General features: G+C 65.2%; 20 protein-coding genes. 8 read left to right on the top strand and 12 right to left on the bottom strand.

Annotation, left to right across the window (positions count from 1 at the left end; translation table 11 throughout):
* Positions 1–5: 5 nt before the first annotated feature.
* Positions 6–974 (top strand): tripartite tricarboxylate transporter substrate binding protein, encoded by a 969-nt coding sequence (locus A6B37_RS00115; RefSeq protein WP_246842335.1) that lies wholly within the window; start codon positions 6–8, stop codon positions 972–974.
* Between the two features lie 501 nt (positions 975–1,475).
* On the opposite strand, the gene A6B37_RS00110 is transcribed toward A6B37_RS00115, so the two are convergent.
* From A6B37_RS00110 to A6B37_RS00065, 10 genes are all read right to left on the bottom strand, one after another.
* On the bottom strand, positions 1,476–1,712 hold the full coding sequence (locus A6B37_RS00110; RefSeq protein WP_102772562.1) for a hypothetical protein: 237 nt from the start codon (positions 1,710–1,712) through the stop codon (positions 1,476–1,478).
* A gap of 20 nt (positions 1,713–1,732) precedes the next feature.
* Entirely contained in the window at positions 1,733–2,002 is a 270-nt protein-coding gene (locus A6B37_RS00105; RefSeq protein ID WP_168202089.1) for a hypothetical protein, read from the bottom strand.
* A gap of 87 nt (positions 2,003–2,089) precedes the next feature.
* Positions 2,090–2,914 (bottom strand): carbohydrate ABC transporter permease, encoded by an 825-nt coding sequence (locus tag A6B37_RS00100; protein WP_111824566.1) that lies wholly within the window; start codon positions 2,912–2,914, stop codon positions 2,090–2,092.
* Positions 2,915–2,922: 8 nt separating this feature from the next.
* Positions 2,923–3,798 (bottom strand): sugar ABC transporter permease, encoded by an 876-nt coding sequence (locus A6B37_RS00095; protein WP_111824565.1) that lies wholly within the window; start codon positions 3,796–3,798, stop codon positions 2,923–2,925.
* 7 nt (positions 3,799–3,805) lie between these two features.
* Positions 3,806–5,137 carry an extracellular solute-binding protein gene (locus A6B37_RS00090; protein WP_102772565.1) on the bottom strand — a complete coding sequence of 444 codons (1,332 nt, stop codon included), beginning with the start codon at positions 5,135–5,137 and terminating at the stop codon, positions 3,806–3,808.
* A 42-nt stretch (positions 5,138–5,179) separates the two neighbouring features.
* The gene (gene ugpC, locus A6B37_RS00085) at positions 5,180–6,274 is read right to left on the bottom strand and encodes a sn-glycerol-3-phosphate ABC transporter ATP-binding protein UgpC (RefSeq protein WP_111824564.1); all 1,095 of its coding nucleotides are present in this window, start codon (positions 6,272–6,274) and stop codon (positions 5,180–5,182) included.
* A gap of 15 nt (positions 6,275–6,289) precedes the next feature.
* A complete protein-coding gene (locus tag A6B37_RS00080; protein ID WP_246842334.1) occupies positions 6,290–7,039 on the bottom strand; it encodes a cytochrome b561 domain-containing protein in 750 nt (249 codons plus the stop codon).
* Between the two features lie 32 nt (positions 7,040–7,071).
* The gene (locus tag A6B37_RS00075; RefSeq protein ID WP_348639083.1) at positions 7,072–7,983 is read right to left on the bottom strand and encodes a YncE family protein; all 912 of its coding nucleotides are present in this window, start codon (positions 7,981–7,983) and stop codon (positions 7,072–7,074) included.
* 56 nt (positions 7,984–8,039) lie between these two features.
* Positions 8,040–8,960 (bottom strand): SMP-30/gluconolactonase/LRE family protein, encoded by a 921-nt coding sequence (locus A6B37_RS00070; RefSeq protein ID WP_111824562.1) that lies wholly within the window; start codon positions 8,958–8,960, stop codon positions 8,040–8,042.
* A 241-nt stretch (positions 8,961–9,201) separates the two neighbouring features.
* Positions 9,202–9,837, bottom strand: coding sequence for an arylsulfatase (locus A6B37_RS00065; protein WP_111824561.1), 636 nt, complete (start codon positions 9,835–9,837; stop codon positions 9,202–9,204).
* A 368-nt stretch (positions 9,838–10,205) separates the two neighbouring features.
* Here A6B37_RS00065 and A6B37_RS00060 point away from each other — a divergent pair, with 368 nt between their 5' ends.
* The 4 genes from A6B37_RS00060 (at position 10,206) to A6B37_RS00045 (ending at position 15,007) form a co-directional block, all read left to right on the top strand.
* A complete protein-coding gene (locus tag A6B37_RS00060; RefSeq protein WP_111824560.1) occupies positions 10,206–10,979 on the top strand; it encodes an APH(3')-II family aminoglycoside O-phosphotransferase in 774 nt (257 codons plus the stop codon).
* 217 nt (positions 10,980–11,196) lie between these two features.
* The gene (locus A6B37_RS00055; RefSeq protein ID WP_111824559.1) at positions 11,197–13,599 is read left to right on the top strand and encodes an ATP-binding protein; all 2,403 of its coding nucleotides are present in this window, start codon (positions 11,197–11,199) and stop codon (positions 13,597–13,599) included.
* Positions 13,600–13,668: 69 nt separating this feature from the next.
* Positions 13,669–14,301 (top strand): response regulator transcription factor, encoded by a 633-nt coding sequence (locus tag A6B37_RS00050; protein WP_102772572.1) that lies wholly within the window; start codon positions 13,669–13,671, stop codon positions 14,299–14,301.
* Between the two features lie 28 nt (positions 14,302–14,329).
* On the top strand, positions 14,330–15,007 hold the full coding sequence (locus A6B37_RS00045; RefSeq protein ID WP_111824558.1) for an Hpt domain-containing protein: 678 nt from the start codon (positions 14,330–14,332) through the stop codon (positions 15,005–15,007).
* A gap of 69 nt (positions 15,008–15,076) precedes the next feature.
* On the opposite strand, the gene A6B37_RS00040 is transcribed toward A6B37_RS00045, so the two are convergent.
* Entirely contained in the window at positions 15,077–16,894 is a 1,818-nt protein-coding gene (locus tag A6B37_RS00040) for an ATP-binding protein (RefSeq protein ID WP_168202088.1), read from the bottom strand.
* A gap of 258 nt (positions 16,895–17,152) precedes the next feature.
* Between A6B37_RS00040 and A6B37_RS00035 the strand changes: the two genes are divergently transcribed.
* A complete protein-coding gene (locus A6B37_RS00035; RefSeq protein ID WP_102772575.1) occupies positions 17,153–18,004 on the top strand; it encodes an EAL domain-containing protein in 852 nt (283 codons plus the stop codon).
* Here A6B37_RS00035 and A6B37_RS25915 read toward each other — a convergent pair.
* Positions 17,996–18,625 carry a response regulator transcription factor gene (locus A6B37_RS25915; RefSeq protein WP_146747984.1) on the bottom strand — a complete coding sequence of 210 codons (630 nt, stop codon included), beginning with the start codon at positions 18,623–18,625 and terminating at the stop codon, positions 17,996–17,998. The two genes, A6B37_RS00035 and A6B37_RS25915, sit on opposite strands and share 9 nt — an antisense overlap.
* Positions 18,626–18,717: 92 nt before the next feature.
* Between A6B37_RS25915 and A6B37_RS25910 the strand changes: the two genes are divergently transcribed.
* Positions 18,718–19,107: a hypothetical protein gene (locus A6B37_RS25910; RefSeq protein ID WP_146196882.1), complete on the top strand. Its 390-nt coding sequence runs from the start codon at positions 18,718–18,720 to the stop codon at positions 19,105–19,107.
* A gap of 190 nt (positions 19,108–19,297) precedes the next feature.
* Positions 19,298–21,097 (top strand): ESPR-type extended signal peptide-containing protein (locus A6B37_RS25905; protein ID WP_281492747.1); only part of this gene is annotated, 1,800 nt, incomplete at its 3' end.

The raw sequence follows: 21,097 nt of genomic DNA, 5'->3' as shown, positions 1-21,097 counted from the left end.
GAACCATGATGCTACGAGCCTTGATGTTCTCGGCCTGCACGCTCGCCGCCTGCGCCCCCGCCGCCGCGGCGGACCCGTATCCCAGCCAGCCCATACGGATCATCGTGCCGTTCACGCCCGGCGGAGGCACCGACTTCCTGTCGCGCACCGTGGCCGCCAAGCTGTCGGATTCGGTCAAATGGAACGTCGTCGCCGAGAACCGTCCGGGCGCAGGCGGCACCATCGGCATCGGCACCGCCGCCCGCGCCAAGCCCGACGGCTACGAGATCGTCATGGGCCAGGTCGACAACCTGGCGGTGGCGCCTTCGCTCTACAGCAAACTGTCCTACGATCCGCTCAAGGATTTCGCGCCCATCGGCATCGTGGGCGAAGCGCCGCTGGTGGTGGTGGCGGCCAAAAACGGCCCCTACCAGTCCCTCAAGCAGCTCATCGAAGCCGCGCGGAAGGCGCCCAACACCATCAACTACGGATCGCCCGGCGCCGGCACCATCACCCACCTGGCCGCCGAACTGCTGCAACTGGACGCCGGCATCAAGCTGGTCCACGTGCCCTACAAAGGGTCCGGCCCGGCGATGGCCGACCTGCTGGGCGGCCAGGTGCCCGTGATCTTCACCTCCATTCCCTCGGCCGCGCCGCAGATCAAGGCCGGCTCGGCCGTGCCGCTGGCCGTGACTTCGCTCAAGCGCAGCGCCGCCATGCCCGACGTGCCCACCGTGGCCGAGCTCGGCTATCCCGACTTCGACGTGCGCGTCTGGTACGGCCTGCTCGCGCCGGCCAATACGCCCGCCCCCATCATCCAGACGCTGAACAAGGAACTGAACAATATTCTTGCGCTGCAGGATGTGCAGAACGCCCTGGCGGCGCAGGGCGCCACCGCCATGCCGACCACGCCGGCGCAGTTCTCGCAGACCATCGCCGCCGACCACAAGAAATGGCGCGCGGTCGTCGAAGCCGCCAAAGTGAAACTGGAATAGGCCGCGCCGGTTTTCAAGCGCGAATCCGGGCTAGAAACGCCCTAGCCCAGATGCATGCCCCGGCTCGTGCGTATGCACGAAGCTCCCTGGGAAGGCCCGCCGCAAGCCCGTTGGAATGCGGGATTGCGGCATTGACAGCACCGGACCCTGTTGTGACGATGACTCCGGCGCCATCGGTTTCAAGATGGCGCGAGGGAGGGTCATCATGTCAATATCGTGCAGACGATTGGAGGATGTGATCGCGGTCTCCGCAGCGGGAGTCCAGTATCGGATCGAGAGGCATCTCGTTCAGCAGCCCACGACAGGTCCCGACGCCGATGCATCCACCGTCCTGGTCTGCCGCCTGTCCACCGGCGGCGCAGTGGCCATGGAAGGTGACGGCGTGTACCGGCTCGAATCAGGAGAAATACTCCGAGCCGCCAACCGACGCAGGAAGAAAAGCAGGCACGAAGGCTAGCAGCACCAGACCCGCTGAGACCCAGCGGGTTTTTGTTTCGCGCGCTAGTCCTGCCCCTGCGCCGCGTCGATGAAGCTGTGCATGAAAGAGTGCGCGGTGGCGATGGCCTCGTCGCTGCTCGCGAAGCTGCCGCCCACATCGGCCATGTCCTGGCGCGGATCGCCGGCAGGGTCGGCGATGCCCTCGATGTACACCGTCCACTCGGCCTGGGCGCCCGACCGCGTGGCGCAGATCACGTAGGACCAGCCCCGGTAATTGCCGTCCGCCAGCACGTCGTCCATGTCCGGCTCCTGTGGCGCGCTCAGCGGCCCATGCGCCGCAGCCGTTCGACTTCGGCCAGGTTCAGGCGCCTGGCTTCGTCTTCCGCATAATCGCGCTCGCCGGATTCGTAGGCGCCCTCGTACAGGCATTTTTTGCGGTTCGCCTTGCACTCGGCGGTGACCTTGGACGCGCTGGAGGTCTGCCGCTGCGACTGCGCCTGCGGCTTGTCCGAACCGAACATCGAACACCCGGAAACCAGCATGGCCAGGCACAGCGCGGCGCCGTAGCGGCCCATGGATTGAACTGACATTGGACTACCCCTGCAAAAATCCTGCAGCCGTCTTTATAGCAAGCCCGCCGAGGCAGCTCCAAATACCGGCCGGCAGCTGGCAGCTGGCTAGCCCTTGACCGCGCCCGCCGTCAGCCCGGTGATGATCTGGCGCGCGGCCACGAACGTGAAAATGAGCGGCGGGATGGCGATCAGCCCGCCCATGGCCATGACCCGTCCCCAGTCCACCCCGATGTCGGTAATGTAGAGCGAGGCGGCCACCGGCAGCGTGCGCGTCTGCCGGCCGCTGAGCACCAAAGCCAGGATGAATTCGTTCCAGGCGATCCGGAACGTGAAGATGGAGGCCGCGGCCAGCCCCGGCGCCATCAGCGGCAGGATCACCTTGACGAACACGCGGACCGGGCCGCAGCCGTCGATGGCGGCGGCCTCCTCCAGCTCCACCGGCACCTGCAGCACGAACCCGTACAGCAGCCAGATGGTGAAAGGCAGGTTGACCGCCACGTACAGCAGCACCAGTCCGGCCAGGCTGTCCACCAGATGCCAGGCATTCCAGATCATGAATACCGGAATCGCCAGCACCGCCAGCGGCACCGTGCGCAGCAGCAAGGTGATATAAGCCACCGTGGCGCGGCCGCGGAAGCGAAAACGCGCCAGCCCATAAGCCGCCATACAGCCCAGCAGCAGCGTGATGGCGGTCGACGCCAGGCCCACGATCAGGCTGTTGGCCAGGTAGCGGGAAAAGCGCTCTTCCTCCAGCACGGCGCGGTAGTTCTCCAGCGTGGGCGCGAAAATGAAGTTCAGCGGTTCGGCGAAGATGTCCACCTGCTGGCGCAGGCTGGTGGCGAAGATGATGGCGATCGGCGCCACGCACAGCGCCGCCAGCACGACGAGCGCCGCATAGTGCAGACAGCGCGGGAATACGGATCGGTTCATGGCGGGCGTCAGCGGTCCGCTTTCAAGGGATTGGACAGGCGCAGCGCGCCCCAGGACAGCACGGCCACCACCACGAGCAGCAGCACGGAAATGGCCGCGGCCACGCCCAGCTGCTGCCCGACGAAGGCCGTCTTGTAGATGTGCAGCGCAAGAATCTCGGTGGAGTCCCCCGGGCCGCCGAAGGTCAGCACGTACACGACCTCCAACACCCGGAAGGCGTCGATCAGCCGCATCATCAGGGTGATGGCGATCACGTGCGAAATCATGGGCAGCTTGACCCGGAAGGTCAGCTGCCACCAGCGCGCCCCGTCCAGGCGCGCGGCCTCGATGACGGCGGCGTCCACGTTGGCCACCGCCGCGACCATCATGATGAAAACGAACGGCGTCCATTGCCAGATGTCGGCCACCACGATGGCGATGAAGGCCAGCGCCGGCTCGGCCAGCCACGCCACGGGCGCGATCCGCAGCAGCGCCAGCGCCGCGTTGACCGGGCCGAACTGCGCGTCGAAGATGTAGCGCCACACCAGCCCCACCGCCACCGGCGCGATCATCATGGGCAGGATGAAAAGCGTGCGGAACACGGCCGTGCCCCGCACCGGCCGCTCCAGCGCCAGGGCCAGCGCGATGCCCAGCGCCATTTCGGCGCTGACGCATACCGCCGCGAACAGCAGCGTGGTCCACAGCGAAGACCACACCCGGGCGTTGGAAAACGCCGAAACGAAATTGTCCAGGCCGGTCCAGCGCGCCTCGCTCCAGGGCGTGCCCATGCTCCAGTCGTGCAGCCCCAGCTGAAACGCCGAGATCACCGGATACAGGCAGGCCGCCGCCATCACCACGACCGCCGGCCCCAGGTACAGGACAGGCGCCCAGGAGGGAGTGCGCATACGGGCCTCAGACCTTGTAGCCGGCTTCGCGCATGATCTGCGTGACCTGCGGCACCATGTCGTCCAGCGCGGCCTGCGCGGTCTTCTTGCCCGTCAGGGCCTCGGATATGCCCACGCCCAGCGCCTGCACGTTGATCTTGTCCCAGACCGCGATGATGGGCCGCCAGTCCGGGTTCGAGTACTTGAGCGCCTCCTTGAAGATGACGAACTCCGGATACTTGCGCATCAGTTCCGCGTCGCCCAGGGTCGAATTGCGGATGGGCACGCCGCCGGCGGCCGTCACCGCCTTGTCCTGCGCCTTGGAAGTCAGCCACTGCATGAGCAGGAAGGCGGCGTCGGCGTTCCTGGCGTTTTTGGCCACGGCCAGGCCCAGGCCGCCGGACTGCGAGGCGCGGCGCGTGCCCATGGGATGCAGCGCCCAGCCCACCTTGCCGGCCACGCGGGACTTGGCCGGGTCGTTGACCAGGCCGGCCAGCAGCGTGGAATCCAGGTACATGGCCGCCTGGCCCTGCAGGAAGGCGGTGTTGCTTTCGCCCTGGCCATAGCCGGGAATGCCCGCCGGGCCGGTGGCCACGACTTCCTGCAGGAACTTCAGCGCCGCCAGGCCCGCTTCGTCGTTGAAGCGCGGATGCCATTCGTCGTCGAACACGCTGCCGCCCAGCGGATTCAGGTGCAGCAGCCATGCGTGCACCGCCTGGTGGCCCGCCTGCCCGCGCGAGGCCAGCGCGCCGATGCCGGTCTTTTGCCTGACCAGCGGCAGCAAGGCGCGGAACTCGTCGTAATTGGCCGGCGGCTTGAGGTCATGCTTGGAAAAAAGATCGCGGCGGTAGGCCAGCACCGACGTCTCCGCGCCATAGGGCAGGCCATAGAGCTTGGCGCCCGGCCCGGCCAGATAGCCCTTGGGGCCGCCCACCAGGCCCAGGTTCTCCAGGTAGATCGGGACGATGTCATGAATGTCGTAGGCGGGATCGACCAGCGCCGCGTTCTGGAAGAACGGGTCCAGCGGATGGATCAGGTCCTTGGACACGTACTCGCCCTTCCACATCACCACATAGCAGCCCAGGTCGTAGTCGCCCTGGGCCTTGGCCATCTCCAGCAGCTGCTTTTCCTTCATGCGGCCCATGGCCAGCCGGTCGGTCTCGACCTTGATGCCCGTCTCCTTGGTGAACCGCGGCAGGATCTTGAGCATGGCGTCATAGTGCGGGTGCGCCGGAATGCTGAACACCACCGTCTGCCCCGCGTACTTGGCGTAACGGTTCTGCGCCATCGCGCCGCTCAACGGCAGGCCGGCGCCGAATACCGCAATGGCGCTGCTTTTCATGAAATCGCGTCGCTTCATGCTTGTCTCCTGATAGGTGGAAAGAAATGCAATGGGCCCTTTCTAGCCGCGCAGGCTGAGGCCGCTGTCGGTATCGAATACGTGCAGGTCTTCGTCGCTGAATTGCAGCGCCAGCGCCTGCTGCAACCGCGCTTTCGCGTTGCCGGGCAAGACTGCCGACACGCGCTGCCCGCCCGGGGTATTCATGTGCCCGGTCACCAGGCTCTCGGTACCCAGGTACTCGACCACGTCGACCAGCACGTTCAGCGGCGCCGGTCCGCCGGCCGCGGCGCGCAGGCTTTGCGGCCGCAGTCCCAGGGTCAGCGCCTGGTCCGGCCGCGGCGCGGCCGCCGCCAGCCATTGCGGCGCGGGCCAGGCGAAGCCTTCGCCGCGCAACAGCATCCGGCCGTCTTCGACACTGGCGCGCGCGTTGAAGAAATTCATGGTGGGCATGCCGATGAAACCCGCGACGAACAGATTCGCCGGCCGGGAAAACACCTCGGCCGGCGTATCCACCTGCCGTATCTGGCCGCGGTCGAATATTGCGATGCGCGTGGCCAGGGTCATAGCCTCGGTCTGGTCGTGGGTCACGTACACGGTGGTCTTGCCCAGGCGCCGGTGCAGGATGGCCAGTTCCGCCCGCATGTGCCCGCGCAGCTTGGCGTCCAGGTTGGACAGCGGTTCGTCGAACAGGAACACCTGCGGCTCGCGCACGATGGCCCGGCCGATGGCCACGCGCTGGCGCTGGCCGCCCGACAGCGCCTTGGGCTTGCGGTCGAGCAGATGCTCGATGTTCAGGATCCTGGCGGCCTCCCGCACCCGGGCCTGGACCTCGGCCGCGGGCTGGCGGGCCAGGCGCAGCGAGAACGACATGTTCTCGCCCGCGCTCATGTGCGGATACAGCGCATAGTTCTGGAACACCATCGCGATGTCCCGGTCGCGGGGCGCCAGATGGGTCACCGCGCGCCCGCCTATGCGGATCTCGCCTTCGGAGACCTCCTCCAGGCCGGCGATCATCCTCAGCGTCGTGCTCTTGCCGCAGCCCGACTCGCCCAGCAGCACCATGAACTCGCCCTCATGGACCGACAGATTCATCTGCTGCACGACGGTCACGTCGCCATAACGCTTGACCACATTGTTCAGTTCGAGCCCAGGCATGCCGCCACCTCGCCGTCAGTGTTTCTTGCAGCGGCCCGGCCGCTCCAGCCAGGATTGCGCCGAGTAGCGCCGCACGCCCCAGCCCACGGGCGCGATCCGGTTGCCGGGATGGCGCTCGTCCGGCCCCCAGATGGCCTGGTAAGTGTCCATGCAGCGCCCCTGCCGCTGCATCCGGCAGAACCAGACGACCAGCGCGGCCCACCAGCACGCCAGCACCAGCGCCATCCAGCGCGGCGCGTCCGCCACCGCCAGCCCGATCGCGATGGTCGGCACCGCGACCACGATGGCCAGCCAGCCGCCCGCCTTGTGCAGGCGTTCGAAGCCAAGCCGCCGGCGGCTCATGTCGTAGTGGTCGCCGCGCATCCGGACATCGGTAGGCCCGCCCTTGCTGCCGCGCAACAGGCCGGCCGCCACCTGCAGCCACCCCGCCGCGCACAGCAGCCAACCGAGCCAGCCGTGCACCGCCGCGGCCGCGCTCTCGCCCCGGCCCGAACCGAAGGCCAGGAGCAAACCCGCCGTCATGGTCGCCACGGCAAGGCTCTGGATCGCGCGATGCGCCAGCCACCAGGCCTTGTTGTCCAGCTGCCTGGGCCAGTCCTGATGCGCCGATACCTTGTAGAAGCGCGCCGCGAAAGCGCCCACCGGAAACAGGATGCCCCAGGCCAGCACCATCATCCGCGCATGCCAGGCGGCCCAATCCGCGATGCTGTGCGTGGCCGACCCGGACAGCGGCATCATCAGCCAGGCCCAAATAGACTTGGTCATCGCGACACGCTCCTCCCGGGTCCCGCCGCCCCCTACAGGTACACGACCCTGGACACGTCGGGTTCGCGCTGCGTGGCGATATAGCTTTCGAACGCGCGGGTTTCCAGGTTGAACAGCCCTACCCTGTCGTCGTCCAGCGAGACATAGGCCAGCGGCCTGGACGGATGGAAGGACAAGGCGATGGCGCGCGCTTCGGTTGGCACGTGCGCCAGTTCCTGCAAGGTGTCCGGATCGACGATGGACAGGCTGCGCTCGCCGTAGTTGGTGACGAGCATGCGGCCGTCGCGATAGCGGTACAGGCGCGTGGGATCGTTCCTGGACGGCGCCTCGCGCTTGACCGTCATCGAGGCGGTGTCGATCGCCGCCAGCGTATTGCTCCAGCGGTTCGTCACATAGAGCGTCTGCTCGTCCGCGCTGAGACAGCAGCCCTCGGGCTTTTCGCCGGGCTGGCACAGCACCGGCGCGGCCAGCGGGTCCCAGGGACGCACCTTGGCGACCGTATGCGACAGCAGGTTCATGCAATAGGCCGTCTGCCCGTCGCGGGACAGCGCCAGCAGATGGCTCTTGACCCCGCCGCTGCCCACCGCGCGCCGGGGCGCCGCGTCCGTCTGCGGCGTGTCCAGCACCAAGAGCGTGGAGCGTTCCTCGCTGAGCGCGTACAGGCGGTCCTGCGCGTCGATCTGCAGGCCGTGCAGCCGGTTGTAGGGAGATAGATCGATGGTGCGCACCAGCTCGGACGCGCGGATGTCGATCTGGAACACCGAATGCCCGCCAGGGCCGGCCACGCCGGAATGCTCCACCCCATAGTGGCCGACATAGGCGTAGCGGCAATGGCTGTCGATGACGAATTCGTGCGGATAGTCGGGCAGCGCGACGGAGGCGATGCGCTCGCCCGTGGCCAGGTCATAGGTGCTGAAGCAGTGGCTGCATTTCTCGACCAGCAACAGGACCTCCCGCCCAACAGCCCGATGTTCCGCCCCGCCGTGTTTGCGCTTCGTCTTCATGGAATTCCCTTGGTGTTCAGGGTGATGCGATACAACGACGTACTGGCGCAAATGAACAGCTGGTTCGTCCCCGCCCCGCCAAACGCCACGTTGCCGACCTTCTCCGGAACCGGAATCTTTGCCAGCCGCCTTCCGTCGGCGCCATAGACCTGGACGCTGTCGCCGCTGCTGGTGTAGACCCAGCCCTGCATGTCGACCCGCAAACCATCGGGCACGCCCGGGTCGACCTGCGCGAACACCCTAGGGTTTTGCAGGCGGCGGCCACCGGCGACGTCGAAGGCCACGATGTGATGATTGCCGCCGCCATCGGTGCGCAACGCAGCCGAGGTGTCGGACACATAGAGCACCGACTCGTCCGGCGAAAAAGCCAGGCCATTGGGTTCCTCGACGAAGTCGCTGACGACTTCCAGAATGGCGCTTGCCGGATCGAACCGGAACACGAAGTTGTCTCCCAACTCGGAATCTGCTTTGTATCCCTCATGGTTGGAGAGAATGCCGTAGGGGGGATCCGTGAACCAGATGGTTCCGTCCGATTTGACCACCACGTCGTTGGGCGAATTGAGCCGCTTTCCTTCGTAGCGATCGACCACGATCTCATTGCCCAGCGGCGCCAGGTCGGGCCCGAAGCGCGTACGCAGAACGGCGCGCCGGCCGTGCGAACAATGCAGCAGCGACCCGCCCGGCTCGCGCGTATGGCCATTGACGAAATCCGCCGGCTGGCGCCACACGCGCCCGCCGCCGTCGGGATGCCAGCGCAGCATGCGGTTCTTCGGAATATCGCTCCACAGCACGCTGCCGTCCTCCTGCATCCAGACCGGCCCTTCGCTCCAGGTGCAGCCTGTGGCCAGGACTTCAAGCACGGCGTCGGCAGGCACCAGCGCCAGCGCGCGGTGGTCGTAGATTTCCAGTTTGGTCATGGCGATTCCCCGGTCCGTTTAGGTCGGGAATCACTCTAGAGCCCGCGGTGCGGCGTCTGGTCGGAAATCAGAAGTATTGAGGCGGGGATTTTGCGCAGCGCGCCGGAAATCAGATCAGATCAGATCGCCTACGTCGATAACGTCCGCGCTGCGAGGGGATGGCAGAGCCGCACGAGACCAGCGCCACAATCAATACAGGCCGCCCTAGGGCGGCCCGTTGCATTGGCGGACGTTGCGGGGGTTAGTGCGCATCAGTCACGGCGTCCAGCGCCGCTTGTACGCCGTGGATCGGTCGGCACTCGCTTCTCATCAATTCCACAGACTCAGCCATCCATGGATGGGCGTAGGCCACGACATCAAAGCCGTGGGCATACGCCTCATCCGCCGCTTGCGCACATGCCGCCATGCATGCGGCTGTTTCGCCTTCTTGGTAGAGCGCCCAGGCGTTGGGTATCAAGCGAACAGTCACACTAGCGCCGGTGGCGGCCGCATGGAGCTCGAAGAGCTCTCGGTTCGGCGCAACGCTCGATTCGACCGCACAGAGCACGACGAGGTTTCTGCCGGCGCGCGACGCCGCTTTGGCCAGGGCCGCATCTGCCCGGATGATGGGAACGGAGGTTTCTCCCATCGTGTCGATTGCGGGGCCGAGCGTCGCGCACGTCACGATTACCGCGTCGGCCTCGGCCATCAAACTCCGTACCGCTTCGTGGACCCGGCCGTGCGCGCCACAGTTTGGCGCCGATTGTTGCGCCATCGCCTGCCGCAGATCCTCGCGAGTCGTATGACGAATTTGATCCGATGACCAACCGGCTTTCATCGCCGCGAGTCCGAAGACGGCTTCGCTAGTGTCGATGGTGTGCAAAAACGAGATTCTCATACGGCCTATCCATTCGAAGTAAAGTTCGAAGTGGATTGTTCTCTTGGCTCCGTCCTATAACAAGGCCATAGGTGATACTGGTATCGGCAGTTCTCCCCCTCTATGGATCTCGTACAGGACGAAATAGCCCAAGGCGCCTTGCGGGACCGACTGGGCGCGATAAACCCCAATTATCAGCACCGCTACCGCCGCCTCCATAATTAGAAACGACCGCCCGAAGGCGGACATAAATGTCGGAAAGACGCGTTTGTGTTGGTGAGGATCAGCGAGCGACGATGCCGCCGACTCCAGAGCTACGCGCGCCTCTGCGCCGGCCCGGCGCAGTAACCTGCCCCTATTCATCCCGCCATCGAAGGAGTGACGAGCACATGAGTATTCCCGCCAAATGGGGCGAAAAGTTCCGGGGAGCGCCAATCGAACGCCAGTCGATTGGAGAGTCGGGCGCCGACGTGTTCCGAGTTCGCCTCGGCGGCGGACGGGATCTGTTCCTGAAGTCGGAGCCGGTCGGCGCGCTAAGCGAGCTTCCCGACGAGATCGCTCGCCTCCGCTGGCTGAACCAGCGTGGCCTGCCCGCCCCTCTGGTTCTGGACACGATGGAGGAGAACAATCGTCACTGGCTGCTCATGAACGCGCTGCCCGGACTGGATCTGGCCAGCGCTGGCGAGCTTTCGCCGGCGCAAATCATAGGCATTGTCTCGATGGCATTGCGCGCTTTGCATCAGGAGCCCGTCGCAGAATGCCCCTTCGACCATCGTCTGGAGCGGCGCATGGCCGCCGCAAAGGATCGCATTAGCGCCGGCCTCGTCGACGAAACGGATTTCGATCAGAAACGGCTGGGGCGAACCGCCACGGATCTGTTTGAAGAGCTTTTGTCGTTGAAGCCCCGGGGCACGCCAGACTTGGTCGTGACCCACGGCGATGCCTGCCTGCCGAACTTCATGGCCGAAGCCGGCCGGTTCACAGGTTTTCTCGACTGCGGCCGCCTCGGGTTCAGCGACCGTTTTCAGGACCTGGCGCTTGCGGCACGCAGCATCGAGCGCAATCTGGGATCGGAATGGGTCAGCCCATTCTTTCAGCTGTACGGCGCCGAGCGCGACGAGCGGCGCCTCGAGTTTTACGCCTTGCTGGATGAATTCTTCTGACCGGTGTCCATCCGTGGGATCCTCTCGCCGCCTTTCCGGGCGCCGCCACGGAATGCACGTCTGTTTCGCGCCGACGCCACCGACATACCCGACAATTAATGTTACAAAATCGTTGTGCGAATATTGCACCGTGATGATGTAGTAACAAAATTCGCAGGGCTTGTGGTCCGCCGGCGGCAGCGGGCAAGCCGGCTTCCTTTCGGAGAACCCCGAGGCCATGTCGACCTTTATGGAAGCGTTCCTGAGCGGCATTGCCCTCCTGCTTTTCGCCGCCATACTGGTCTTGCTGCATTTCCTGCGGAAGATGCTGGCCGAAGCCCGGCGCCTGCGCCTCGACGCGCGGGAAGCCCGGGCGTCTCGCGAGATGCAGACCCGTCTGCTGGACGCCACCCCCACGCTCGTCGCAGCGCTCGACGGCATGAACCGATACCTGACCGTGAACCGGGCTTTCGAAAACATGGTGGGGCTGGACCGCAGCCGGCTGATTGGGGCGAAGGCCGGCTCGCTGCATGGCGCGGCCGGGTCGCTGGGGGCGCAGTTGGAAGCCTTCGCCGCCCAATGCGCCGTGGCGGACAGGGCGATCGCCGAAGTCATCGAAGTACACGCCGCCGACGGCCGGGCCATCGAAGGAATGTTGATCGTGCAGCCCTTTCGCGGCGATGACGACGCGCCTCGCGGCGCCCTGGTGGCGCTTGTCGATGCCAGCGCGCGCCTGTCGGCCGAACGCGAGGCCCGCGAAATCCGGGACACCGTAGAAGACCTGACGCGAACCCTGCCCATGGCATTTTTCCGGATCCGCGAGGAGCCCGGCGGCCATCGCTGGATCCCGTATTTGGTGGGCCAAACCGAGAGGTTCCTGCGTATGTCGTCGCGCGAGATCCGCCAGCAGTCCGGCAGGGGAAATCTGCCCAACATCCTGGAAGACTACTGGCCTGCCACCGACGCGGCAGTGGACGCATCCCGCGACGGCGGCAAGCCGATACAGATCGACCTGGCAACGCACCGCGCGGGCGATGACGGATGGGTGAGAGTCGGCACTGCCCTGCCCCGGCGTCTCGCCGACGGCTCGGTCCTCTGGAACGGCTACCTGCTGGATGTCACGCAGGAGCACCGTGATGCAGAGGCGCTCAGCCGCGCCAAGGCTGAGGCCGACGCAAATGCCCAGGCGAAGTCCCGCTTTCTGGCTGCGATGAGTCACGAAATCCGCACGCCGCTGGCGACGACGCTGGGCGCGCTCGAGTTGTTGCGCGATACGCCCATGGACGACTATCAGCGCCAGCAGGTCGACCTGGCGGACAGCGCCTCCCGGCTTCTGATCGAAATCCTGGGCGATATCCTGGATTTCTCCCGCCTGGAGGACGGTCCGGTGCCGGTCGAATCGATACCGTACAGCCTGCGCGAGGTGCTGGACCAGGTGACGCATATCTTCTCGGCCAAGGCCCGGGAGAAGGGATTGACGCTGGACGCATGCGTCGCACCCGAGATCGCGGCGCAATATCGGGGCGACCCGGTGCGGGTGAAGCAGATTCTCCTGAACCTGATCGGCAACGCCATCAAGTTCACCGTGGCCGGCGGAATCAGCATCCTGGTCAGGACGGCGCCCGCCGGGTCCGCGGCAGCCGCATCCGTTCAGACGGTCCTGATCTCGGTTTCGGATACCGGCATCGGGATTTCGGCCGAAGCGCAGAGCCGGTTGTTCCGCCCTTTTTCGCAGGCCGATGCGTCGACCGTGCGCCAATACGGAGGCAGCGGCCTGGGGCTGGCGATCTGCATGCGCCTGAGCCGCCTGATGGGGGGAAGCATTCAAGTGCAGAGCACCGAAGGCGTCGGCAGCCGGTTCGACGTCACCTTGCCCCTGCACATCCTGCAGCTGGATCCGCCCGACTCCATACTGGCCGGCAAGCGTATCCGCATCGAGGTGCACCGCGCAGCGGACGACGCCGCCCTTCAGGCATATGCGCGCGCATTGGGCATGCGGCCGGTCGAGCCTCCCGGCGCCGCCGACCTGCATGTCGTCGAATTGCCGCAACCGGGGCCCTCGCCGCTGCCAGCCACGCTTTACTTCGCGCCGGGCGGATATGCGCCGGAGACCTTGCCGCCAGGGACGTCCCCGGCGCAGATGCTGGCCGGCGGGCCGGTGTTGTTTGGCGAACTGGCGCGCACCTGTCTCAGTGCGTTGCAGACGGAGCATCCTGTTACCAAATCCCCGGCGGCGCTACGGGAAAATGGCGCCGTTCTTGAAACGCGCCGAATACTGATCGTGGAAGACCATTTGCCTTATCAGATCGTGATTCGAAATATGGTGGACAAGCTGGGGTGGCAGGCGGATGTGGTCTCGGACGGCAGGCAGGCGTTGAACCAACTGGAACGGGCGCCATACGCGTTGATGCTAACGGATTGCCACATGCCCGACATGGACGGCTTCGAATTGACGCGTCGGGTTCGCGCGCACGACGATGCCCGCATACGGACCCTCCCCGTGGTGGGGCTGAGCGCCGACGTCCAGAGTGAATACGTGGAGCGCCTTCGGCAAGCCGGCCTCAATGACTTCCTGGTCAAACCCGTCAGCCTTTCCACGCTGCGCAAGTGCATAGGGAGATGGACCGATGAATCCCATTGACGCAAACCGGACGATCCGGCCTTCCCGCCCCGCGCCCGCCTTTCCGCCCCTTACAGAACGGAGTCGCACTTGACCACAGTACTCGTCGTAGACGACCACCCTTCGTTGCGCCTGGTCCTGAAGACACACCTGAGTCAGGTGTTGGGCGTAACAGGCATACTGGAAGCCGACAACGGCCAGTCCACCATACAGACCGTCAAGGACAACCACCCTGGTTTGGTCATTCTGGATATCGACATTCCGAAGATCAACGGGTTGGACGTGATTCCGCGGATCAAGTCCATCCAACCGGACATCCGCATCCTGGTGGTATCAGGACAGGACCAGTCGGTTTTTGCGCCGCGCGTAAAACTCGCCGGGGCCAACGGCTACGTCAGCAAGTCGCAGGAAATATCCGAAATCCTTCGCTGCGTCGAAGCCGTCCTGGCCGGCTACACCGTCTTTCCCAACACCGAGGGCCCGCACTCCGCGCGGCAGGCCGGTACGGCCGACAACGTGGATCGGCTGAGCCGTCTCTCGGACAAGGAGATTGTCATCATGCAGATGCTGGCCCGCGGCATGTCAAACAAAGAAATCGGCGAAGCGCTTTTCATCAGCAACAAAACGGTCAGCACGCACAAGACGCGCATTATGGAAAAACTGAACGTACAGACGCTGCTTGAACTGATCGACTTTGCGCGCCAGTGCGGAATCGCCCGGTAGTCGTCATGCCCGCCTCTCGGAGAACCAGATGAATCTCGCGCTCGTCATCGGATCCGATCCTGGGCGGATGCGCGAATTGTGCGCCCGCCTGGAGAACCTCGGTCTCGTGGTGGAAAGCTGCCCGGATGTCGCCGCCATGTCGGGCTATTCGGCCACCCCCCGAGTTGTCGTGTGGGACGGAAAATCGCCGCAGGCTTCAGCGGCGTTGCCGCCCGCCGCGGTCGGGGAGGCGCCGATACGCCTGTGGATCGCGCCCTCGGGCAGCGCCATTGCTGACGATGAGGCGTATCGCGCCCGGCCCATCGCCGATTCGGAGCTGCTGCCAGCCCTATTGAGCGCCGGCTACTGTCTGCCGGACGACCGCGAATGCGCCGCCATCTCCGCGGTGCTCCACGGCCTGGTCGACGGGGACGCCGCCGTCGTGGCCGAACTCGTCGACAGCCTGGCCGACACCGGGCTCAATGACCTGGCGGGCTATCGGGCCTGCTGCGCAAGTCGGGACTGGCATGGGGCCGGCGCGCTGGCGCATCGCATCAAAGGCACGGCGCGGCTGGCCGGATGCGCATCGCTGACGCGGCTATGCGAACACATCGAGGCCGTCACCCGCAGCGGCGACGGCGCCGAGGTCGAACGGCTGAACACCTTGTTCGTGCCTGCGCTGGAACGACTCTGCGCCGAGCTGCATCGCCTGCGGCAGGGGCGCTGACTTCTCGCCAGGGCCCGGGCCGGCGTCGCCAGCCCTGCGGATGGCAAGCCAGGTGCGGCATGGCTTCGCTCAGTCCCCTAACCCGGCGTTACTGCATACGCCGGCGCCAACGCTATCGGCCTGGCCCCGCGCGCTCCGATGCGCCACCTCATCGATGGCTCTTCCCAGCGAACTCAGGTTCACGGGCTTGATCAGAATCCGGTCCATGCCCGCTGCCCTGGCGCGCTCGACTTCCGCTTCGTGCGCGCCCGCGGTATAGCCCAGGATGGGCAAGGCGGCGCTCGCGTCGCCACGTTGCCGCAGGATGCGCGCGAAGGTGTAGCCGTCCATCACGGGCATCGCGCAGTCGCACACCACGACGTCGAACCGCTGTTCGCCCAACATCTCGAGCGCCTGCGCTCCGTTGCGGGCGCAGCAAACGCGATGGCCCAGCTTCTGCAACTGGCGCTGCAATAGCAGGACATTGGACGGCTGGTCGTCGACGACCAGCACATTCAGCGGCACGCACGCCGGCGCGACCGGCTCGAACGCTGCAATGCGCGCGGGCGAAGCAGGCTGCGCCGGCGCCTCACGCAGCGGCAGGCGGGCGGAGATGCTCGTGCCGACGCCCAGTTCGCTTTCTATCGCGATCGCGCCTCCCATCTTCCGCACCAGCCTGTCGCAAATGGATAGCCCGAGGCCGGTGCCCCGGTCCGATGCGGGCAGCGTTTCTGCAACCTGCACGAAGGGTTGCAGCAAGGATTCAATCGCCTGCGCGGGAATGCCCACGCCGGTGTCGACGACCTTCAATGAGATCCATTGAAGGTCTCCCTCCCGGACATCGGCGCCCACGAATACCCGCACCGTGCCGCGCCGCGTGAAGCGGATCGCATTGGACACGAAATTGTTCAAGACCTGTTTCAGCCGCAAGGGATCCACGTGGTAGGCGCCAGCGCCGCCCTCGGGCATATCGACCTCCAGGACCAGCTCCAAACCCTTGCCTTCGGCAATGGGACGGAACACGTTCACCACCTCCTCGACCAGCTCTACAAGCGCCGTAGGCCGAGGCGACAACTGGAATTTCCCGGCCTCCATCTTGGAAAGGTCGAGCAGATCGTCTATCAGCGACAACAGCGACTTGGACGCGTCGTATGCGGTGCTCAGCTGTCTCCGGTCCTGACGTGGCAAGCCCGGATGCGACAACGTCAGTTCCAGCACGCCCATGATCGCGTTCATGGGCGTGCGAATTTCATGGCTCACAGACGCCAGGAAGGTGGTCTTGGCCCTGTCCGCGCCCTCCGCGCGGTCCTTGGCAACCGCCAGTTCCTTCAGAACGCGCTGGCGGTGCGTGATGTCCATCCAGCCACCGACCACGCCCGTCACCGCGCCGCGGGCATTGCGCAAGGGCTCCATCCAGTGCCGGACCGTCATCTCCCGGCCGTGCACGTGAAATTCGCGGTCTTTGCTCAGTGCGACGCCCGTCGCCATGACTTCGCGGTAATCCTTTTCTATCTGGGCCAGCTCCACGTCACAGACCAACATCTGCAAGGCCCGGTCGACCGACGTGTTTCTCAGCGCCCCCCGCGACCGCTGCAGCAGCTTCTCGTATGCGCTGTTGCACGCCAGCAGATTCAGGTCCTTGTCCCGCAGCACGATGGGATCCGGAATGGCGTCCAGAACCGCGGTCTGGAACGCCAGCAGATCCTTCAGGCGCGTTTCGGAGCGCAGATGCTGCCGGCTCTTGCGGACCAGCAGAATCAAGACCACCAGCGCGGCGACGAACCCTGTGACGCAGACCAGCGATGTCAGCTCCAGCCAGAGCGCGGTCATGGGTTCGGTGAAACCGGGAAACGCGGCGACCGCGCCGCCGAACGCCATGGCGGCGCGCGACGTCGTGGAACGGCTCAAGCGCGATCGTACGCAGGAAGGGGGATGACAGGGACGAAGAAGTGAGGCCGGATCCATGACAGGACACCAAAGAATGACTGTCGCACGGATGCAATCTACGTGTTCCTCAGTATCCCGGGCTGACGAAATTTCGGAACCTTCTGCGGAAATTTCCTACAGCAGCGGCTGGCTCCGAATGTGAAATTTCCTACCCCTGCCGCAAGGCGGAGTTGCTAGCCTTGTAGGCATGTTGTCTCGACCATAACCGGGAAGCACGCCATGTGGTGCCAGGAAAATTCGGCTCGACTCATTCAGTTCCATGAGCACGAAGTCATCGAAATGCTGCGGGATCCTTCGCAGCTCCAACTCGTGTTCCAGCCCCAGGTAAATCTGAAGACCGGACGCATCGAGTCCGCCGAAGCGCTCGCGCGCTGGAATCACCCCGTCTGGGGCGTGTTGCCCGCGGGCCGCTTCATCGGCGCGATTCAGGGCATGAATATGCAAGCCCCGCTATTCAGACGCGTGACAGAGCTTGCGCTGGCGGCCAGCGCCGCATTGAACCTCGCGTCCAGGCCATTGCCGCTGGCCGTCAATGCCTGCGCCGCCACCTTGTCTACGCACGACAATGTCGACTTTCTGAGGTCGACCGCATTGCGCAGACGCGTGGATCCCGCCCTTATCAGGGTGGAGCTGACCGAAGACACCCCCGCCGCCGACGCCAAGGCGCTTAAGGCTGCGCTGACCCGCCTGCGGCAATACGGGTTCCAAGTCAGCATTGACGACTTCGGCGTCGGTTATGCAAATCTGGACCGGCTTCTGGACCTGCCCATAGACGAACTCAAGCTCGATCGCGTGTTCGCCGCTCAGGTCGGCGACAGTCCGATTGCCCGGCAGTCGGTCAGATTCGCGCTGGGCCTCGCCAAGGAAATGGGTTGGCGGGTCGTCGCGGAGGGCATTTCGACGGTTGCGGAACTTCGGGCGCTCTACCAGCTCGGCTGTCGCCATGGGCAGGGCTACCTGCTCGGCCGCCCCATGGCCCTGGAGGCGCTGATGACCCTTCCGCGGGATCGACGCGGCCAACGATGCCCTCTTGCCGGCGAAGGATTGAACGCCGCGACGGGGTCAGTCTGAACCTTGGATGCGGTAGATGATGTTTCCCGCCATCATCGAATCTATCAGCATAGACATCGCGTGTCTGCTGTGATAGGTATAGCCGTCGATGATGCCATGGGCGCCCGCCTGCAGAATTAGCGGCAGGTACCGCTCCCATAGCGCGAGCGCCCTGACGGCGATCTTCGCCTTGGGGAACAAGGCTCGCACCCTGGCCGTCGCGGCCAGGCACTTGGTGGGACTGGCCAATACATCCAGAATGACCAACTCGGGCGTTTCCGCGTTGTCTTCCAGCTCGAAAAAACGCAGGTCCGATGCATCCAGCACCCATACCGAAAGCTCGGGATACTGGTTCAACGTCCGCCGAAAGTCCTCATAAGTGGACAGCCTGTCCGAGATTATCAATGCACGCGCCATCATCTGATCAGCTCCTCCCACCACCGCCTGCCTGGCTGCCACAGCGCAACCGGCCCCGCTAAAGTCTGCAACAGTTCCCGGCGTCCCCTGCTGTGGAAATTTCCTCATGTTTTGCGGAAAGTTCTTAGTCGCCGCCCCGTTGCCGGCGAGACGAGAACCATGTTCGGAAATTTCCCCGGCGGATTGCGGAATTTTCCCGGTCCGGAAGTGCTGCGACCCATGCATTCTTGCGCGGACATGAAGACACAACAGCCATGACCGGCGGCTCCCTCCGCCGGGCGTCTCTTGTGGCCGTGCCCGATGCCTCTTCCGAGACCATGAAGCAATTCACGCCAGTCCGGCCGATCCGACGCGCCCAGAGCACCTATGTCGCGCCGCAACCCACGCGTCAGCTCAACGTCCTGACATCCGAGACGCCCCACCCCTGGCCGCGACACCGAGAGGGCCTTCCAGGGCCGGTACAGGTGCTGATAGAAGCCCGAGGCTTCAGCGCAATGCGCGCCTGGCGTACCCATCGTGGTCTGTCCATGGCCTCGACTCAGGCGCGCACCAATCTGTGCCTTCCCACCTTGCTGGCATTGGACAGCGGCGACGTGGCCTTGTGCGAATGGACGGTCGATCTCCTGGCCAAGGCGCTGCGCGTGGATCCAGACCTGCTGCTGAAGGCGGAGATGCTTGCCGCCGCATATCGCTGTAAAGGCGAATAGGCGTTTCGCCGCAATAGCGGAATCGGGTACGTTCGGAATTTTCCGCAGCCCCATTCATCGGTTTCCCAACCTCAGAAATCCTGGACCGCTCCATCCTTGTATCAAGGCGCGAAAGGCCGTGCATTAGCGCCCCAAGCGAGACGAGAGCACGCATGTTTGTTTTGCTGGTTCACTGTACTGAGAGTTGATCATGAACAAGGTCTACAAGTGCATACTTAACGAGGCCACCGGAAAATGGGTCGTGGCGTCCGAATTGGCGAAGGGAAAAAAGAAACGCTCGTCGCGTGCCTTGATCGCCATCGCGGGCGCGCTGGTCGCCTCGGCGACGTCTGCCGAAACGCATTACTACAGCGTCAATGACGGCGGAACGCCGGCGGCCAACTATGCGAACGACGGCGCCACCGGCGCCGACGCGCTGGCCGCAGGCATCGGCGCGACCGCATCCGGCGAGGGCAGCACCGCCATCGGAACCGAGACGCGGGCTTCGGGTTACGGCAGCACGGCATTGGGATTCAAGAGCGTCGCCGAACTCGCCTATGACGTCGCCGTCGGGAATGGCGCACGCGCTGTCGGAGGCCAATCCTCCGCATTCGGCCCAAGCGCCTATGCTTCCGGTACGAGTTCGACCGCCATCGGCTCCGCGGCGCAGGCCACCAACGCGTCCTCCGTGGCGATAGGCGACAGTTCGCTCGGTTCTGGATTCTGGAGTACCGCCATCGGTTCCCATGCCACCGCCTCGGGCTACAGGTCCCTCGCGGCTGGGCCTGAAGCCAGCGCCACGGTGGCTGGCGGCGTCGCCCTGGGCAGCAACTCCGTATCGAGTACGGCGGCTGGAGTCGCGCCATTTATTCCGCCTCGCACGACCGCAGCTCAAGCCAGTGCCATCGCCGCGACGACGAGCACGAGCGGCGCCGTTTCGGTAGGCGATTCCACAAACGGCCTGTATCGCCAGATCACCGGCGTAGCCGGGGGCACGGCGGACAGCGACGCGGTGAACGTCGCCCAATTGAAAGGCGCTTTCGCCAGCTCGCAGACGCATTACTACAGTGTGAACGACGCGGGCGTGGCCGGCGGAAACTACAACAACGACGGCGCGACGGGCATCAACGCGCTGGCCGGCGGAGTCGGTGCGACCGCGGGCGGGCGAAGCGGGCTGGCGATGGGCGAGTCGTCGAAGGCTTCGAACAACGACACGGTGGCCATCGGTCATAACGCGACCGCTGCGAGCGCCAACGCCGCCCATACCGACATGATCGCCATCGGATTGAATGCCAACGCTTCCAACGATCATGCGCTGGCCATCGGATTTGCTTCCGTAGCGAAGAGCGCCAATTCCGCGGCGGTTGGCGCCAACGCCACGGCAAGCGGCGACGCCGCGTCGGCATTCGGCCACAATGCCACGGCTAGCGGCTCGTCGAGCACGGCTTTGGGTCTGGGCGCCAGCGCGTCAAAGGGCAGCGCGGTAGCGTTGGGCAACTCCGCCAACGCGGCCGCCGACAACTCCACGGCGATCGGCTACCAAGCGGCGACCTCGGCCGTCGGCACCATCGCGATGGGCCAGGGAGCGAAAGCGCAGACAGGGGCAGCGAACGCCATTGCCATCGGCAGCGGTGCGATCGCTTCCGCCTCCGCCGTCAATTCGCTTGCGCTAGGTAGCGCCGCCGTAGCCTCGGTCGGCGACGGCGTCGCATTGGGCTCAGGCTCGCTGGCGACCACGGGCGCTTCCGTCCAGGCCTACAATCCTCGCACCGGAATGGCCTCGACCGACGCGGGCGCCGCCTGGAAAAGCACGCTGGGCGCCGTGAGCGTCGGCAATGCCGCCACTGGCAAGACCCGCCAGATCAATGGCCTGGCCGGCGGCACGCAGGACACCGACGCCGTCAACGTCGCACAGTTGAAAGCGTCGACGGCCGACGCGGTAATGTACGACGGCAGCACGCACAACACCGTGACGCTGACCGGCGATGCCTACGACTCGAGCGCCAAGACT

The organism is Achromobacter sp. HZ01 (genome assembly GCF_003267925.1).
Taxonomy (GTDB): Bacteria; Pseudomonadota; Gammaproteobacteria; order Burkholderiales; family Burkholderiaceae_B; genus Achromobacter; species Achromobacter pulmonis_A.
Note: the sequence above shows the minus strand (reverse complement) of the source record. Positions and strands in the feature narration are given on the sequence as shown.

What these genes read in the sequence shown, in the direction of transcription:
- A6B37_RS00110 (WP_102772562.1), bottom strand. Translation starts at nt 1,712, where the DNA reads ATGGACGACGTGCTGGCGGACGGCAATTACCGGGGCTGGTCCTACGTG.
- A6B37_RS00100 (WP_111824566.1), bottom strand. Translation starts at nt 2,914, where the DNA reads ATGAACCGATCCGTATTCCCGCGCTGTCTGCACTATGCGGCGCTCGTC.
- ugpC (WP_111824564.1), bottom strand. Translation starts at nt 6,274, where the DNA reads ATGCCTGGGCTCGAACTGAACAATGTGGTCAAGCGTTATGGCGACGTG.
- A6B37_RS00105 (WP_168202089.1), bottom strand. Translation starts at nt 2,002, where the DNA reads ATGTCAGTTCAATCCATGGGCCGCTACGGCGCCGCGCTGTGCCTGGCC.
- A6B37_RS25915 (WP_146747984.1), bottom strand. Translation starts at nt 18,625, where the DNA reads ATGCATGGGTCGCAGCACTTCCGGACCGGGAAAATTCCGCAATCCGCC.
- A6B37_RS00060 (WP_111824560.1), top strand. Translation starts at nt 10,206, where the DNA reads ATGAGTATTCCCGCCAAATGGGGCGAAAAGTTCCGGGGAGCGCCAATC.
- A6B37_RS00095 (WP_111824565.1), bottom strand. Translation starts at nt 3,798, where the DNA reads ATGCGCACTCCCTCCTGGGCGCCTGTCCTGTACCTGGGGCCGGCGGTC.
- A6B37_RS00045 (WP_111824558.1), top strand. Translation starts at nt 14,330, where the DNA reads ATGAATCTCGCGCTCGTCATCGGATCCGATCCTGGGCGGATGCGCGAA.
- A6B37_RS00115 (WP_246842335.1), top strand. Translation starts at nt 6, where the DNA reads ATGATGCTACGAGCCTTGATGTTCTCGGCCTGCACGCTCGCCGCCTGC.
- A6B37_RS25910 (WP_146196882.1), top strand. Translation starts at nt 18,718, where the DNA reads ATGAAGCAATTCACGCCAGTCCGGCCGATCCGACGCGCCCAGAGCACC.
- A6B37_RS00090 (WP_102772565.1), bottom strand. Translation starts at nt 5,137, where the DNA reads ATGAAGCGACGCGATTTCATGAAAAGCAGCGCCATTGCGGTATTCGGC.
- A6B37_RS00070 (WP_111824562.1), bottom strand. Translation starts at nt 8,960, where the DNA reads ATGACCAAACTGGAAATCTACGACCACCGCGCGCTGGCGCTGGTGCCT.
- A6B37_RS00055 (WP_111824559.1), top strand. Translation starts at nt 11,197, where the DNA reads ATGTCGACCTTTATGGAAGCGTTCCTGAGCGGCATTGCCCTCCTGCTT.
- A6B37_RS00080 (WP_246842334.1), bottom strand. Translation starts at nt 7,039, where the DNA reads ATGACCAAGTCTATTTGGGCCTGGCTGATGATGCCGCTGTCCGGGTCG.
- A6B37_RS00065 (WP_111824561.1), bottom strand. Translation starts at nt 9,837, where the DNA reads ATGAGAATCTCGTTTTTGCACACCATCGACACTAGCGAAGCCGTCTTC.
- A6B37_RS00035 (WP_102772575.1), top strand. Translation starts at nt 17,153, where the DNA reads ATGTGGTGCCAGGAAAATTCGGCTCGACTCATTCAGTTCCATGAGCAC.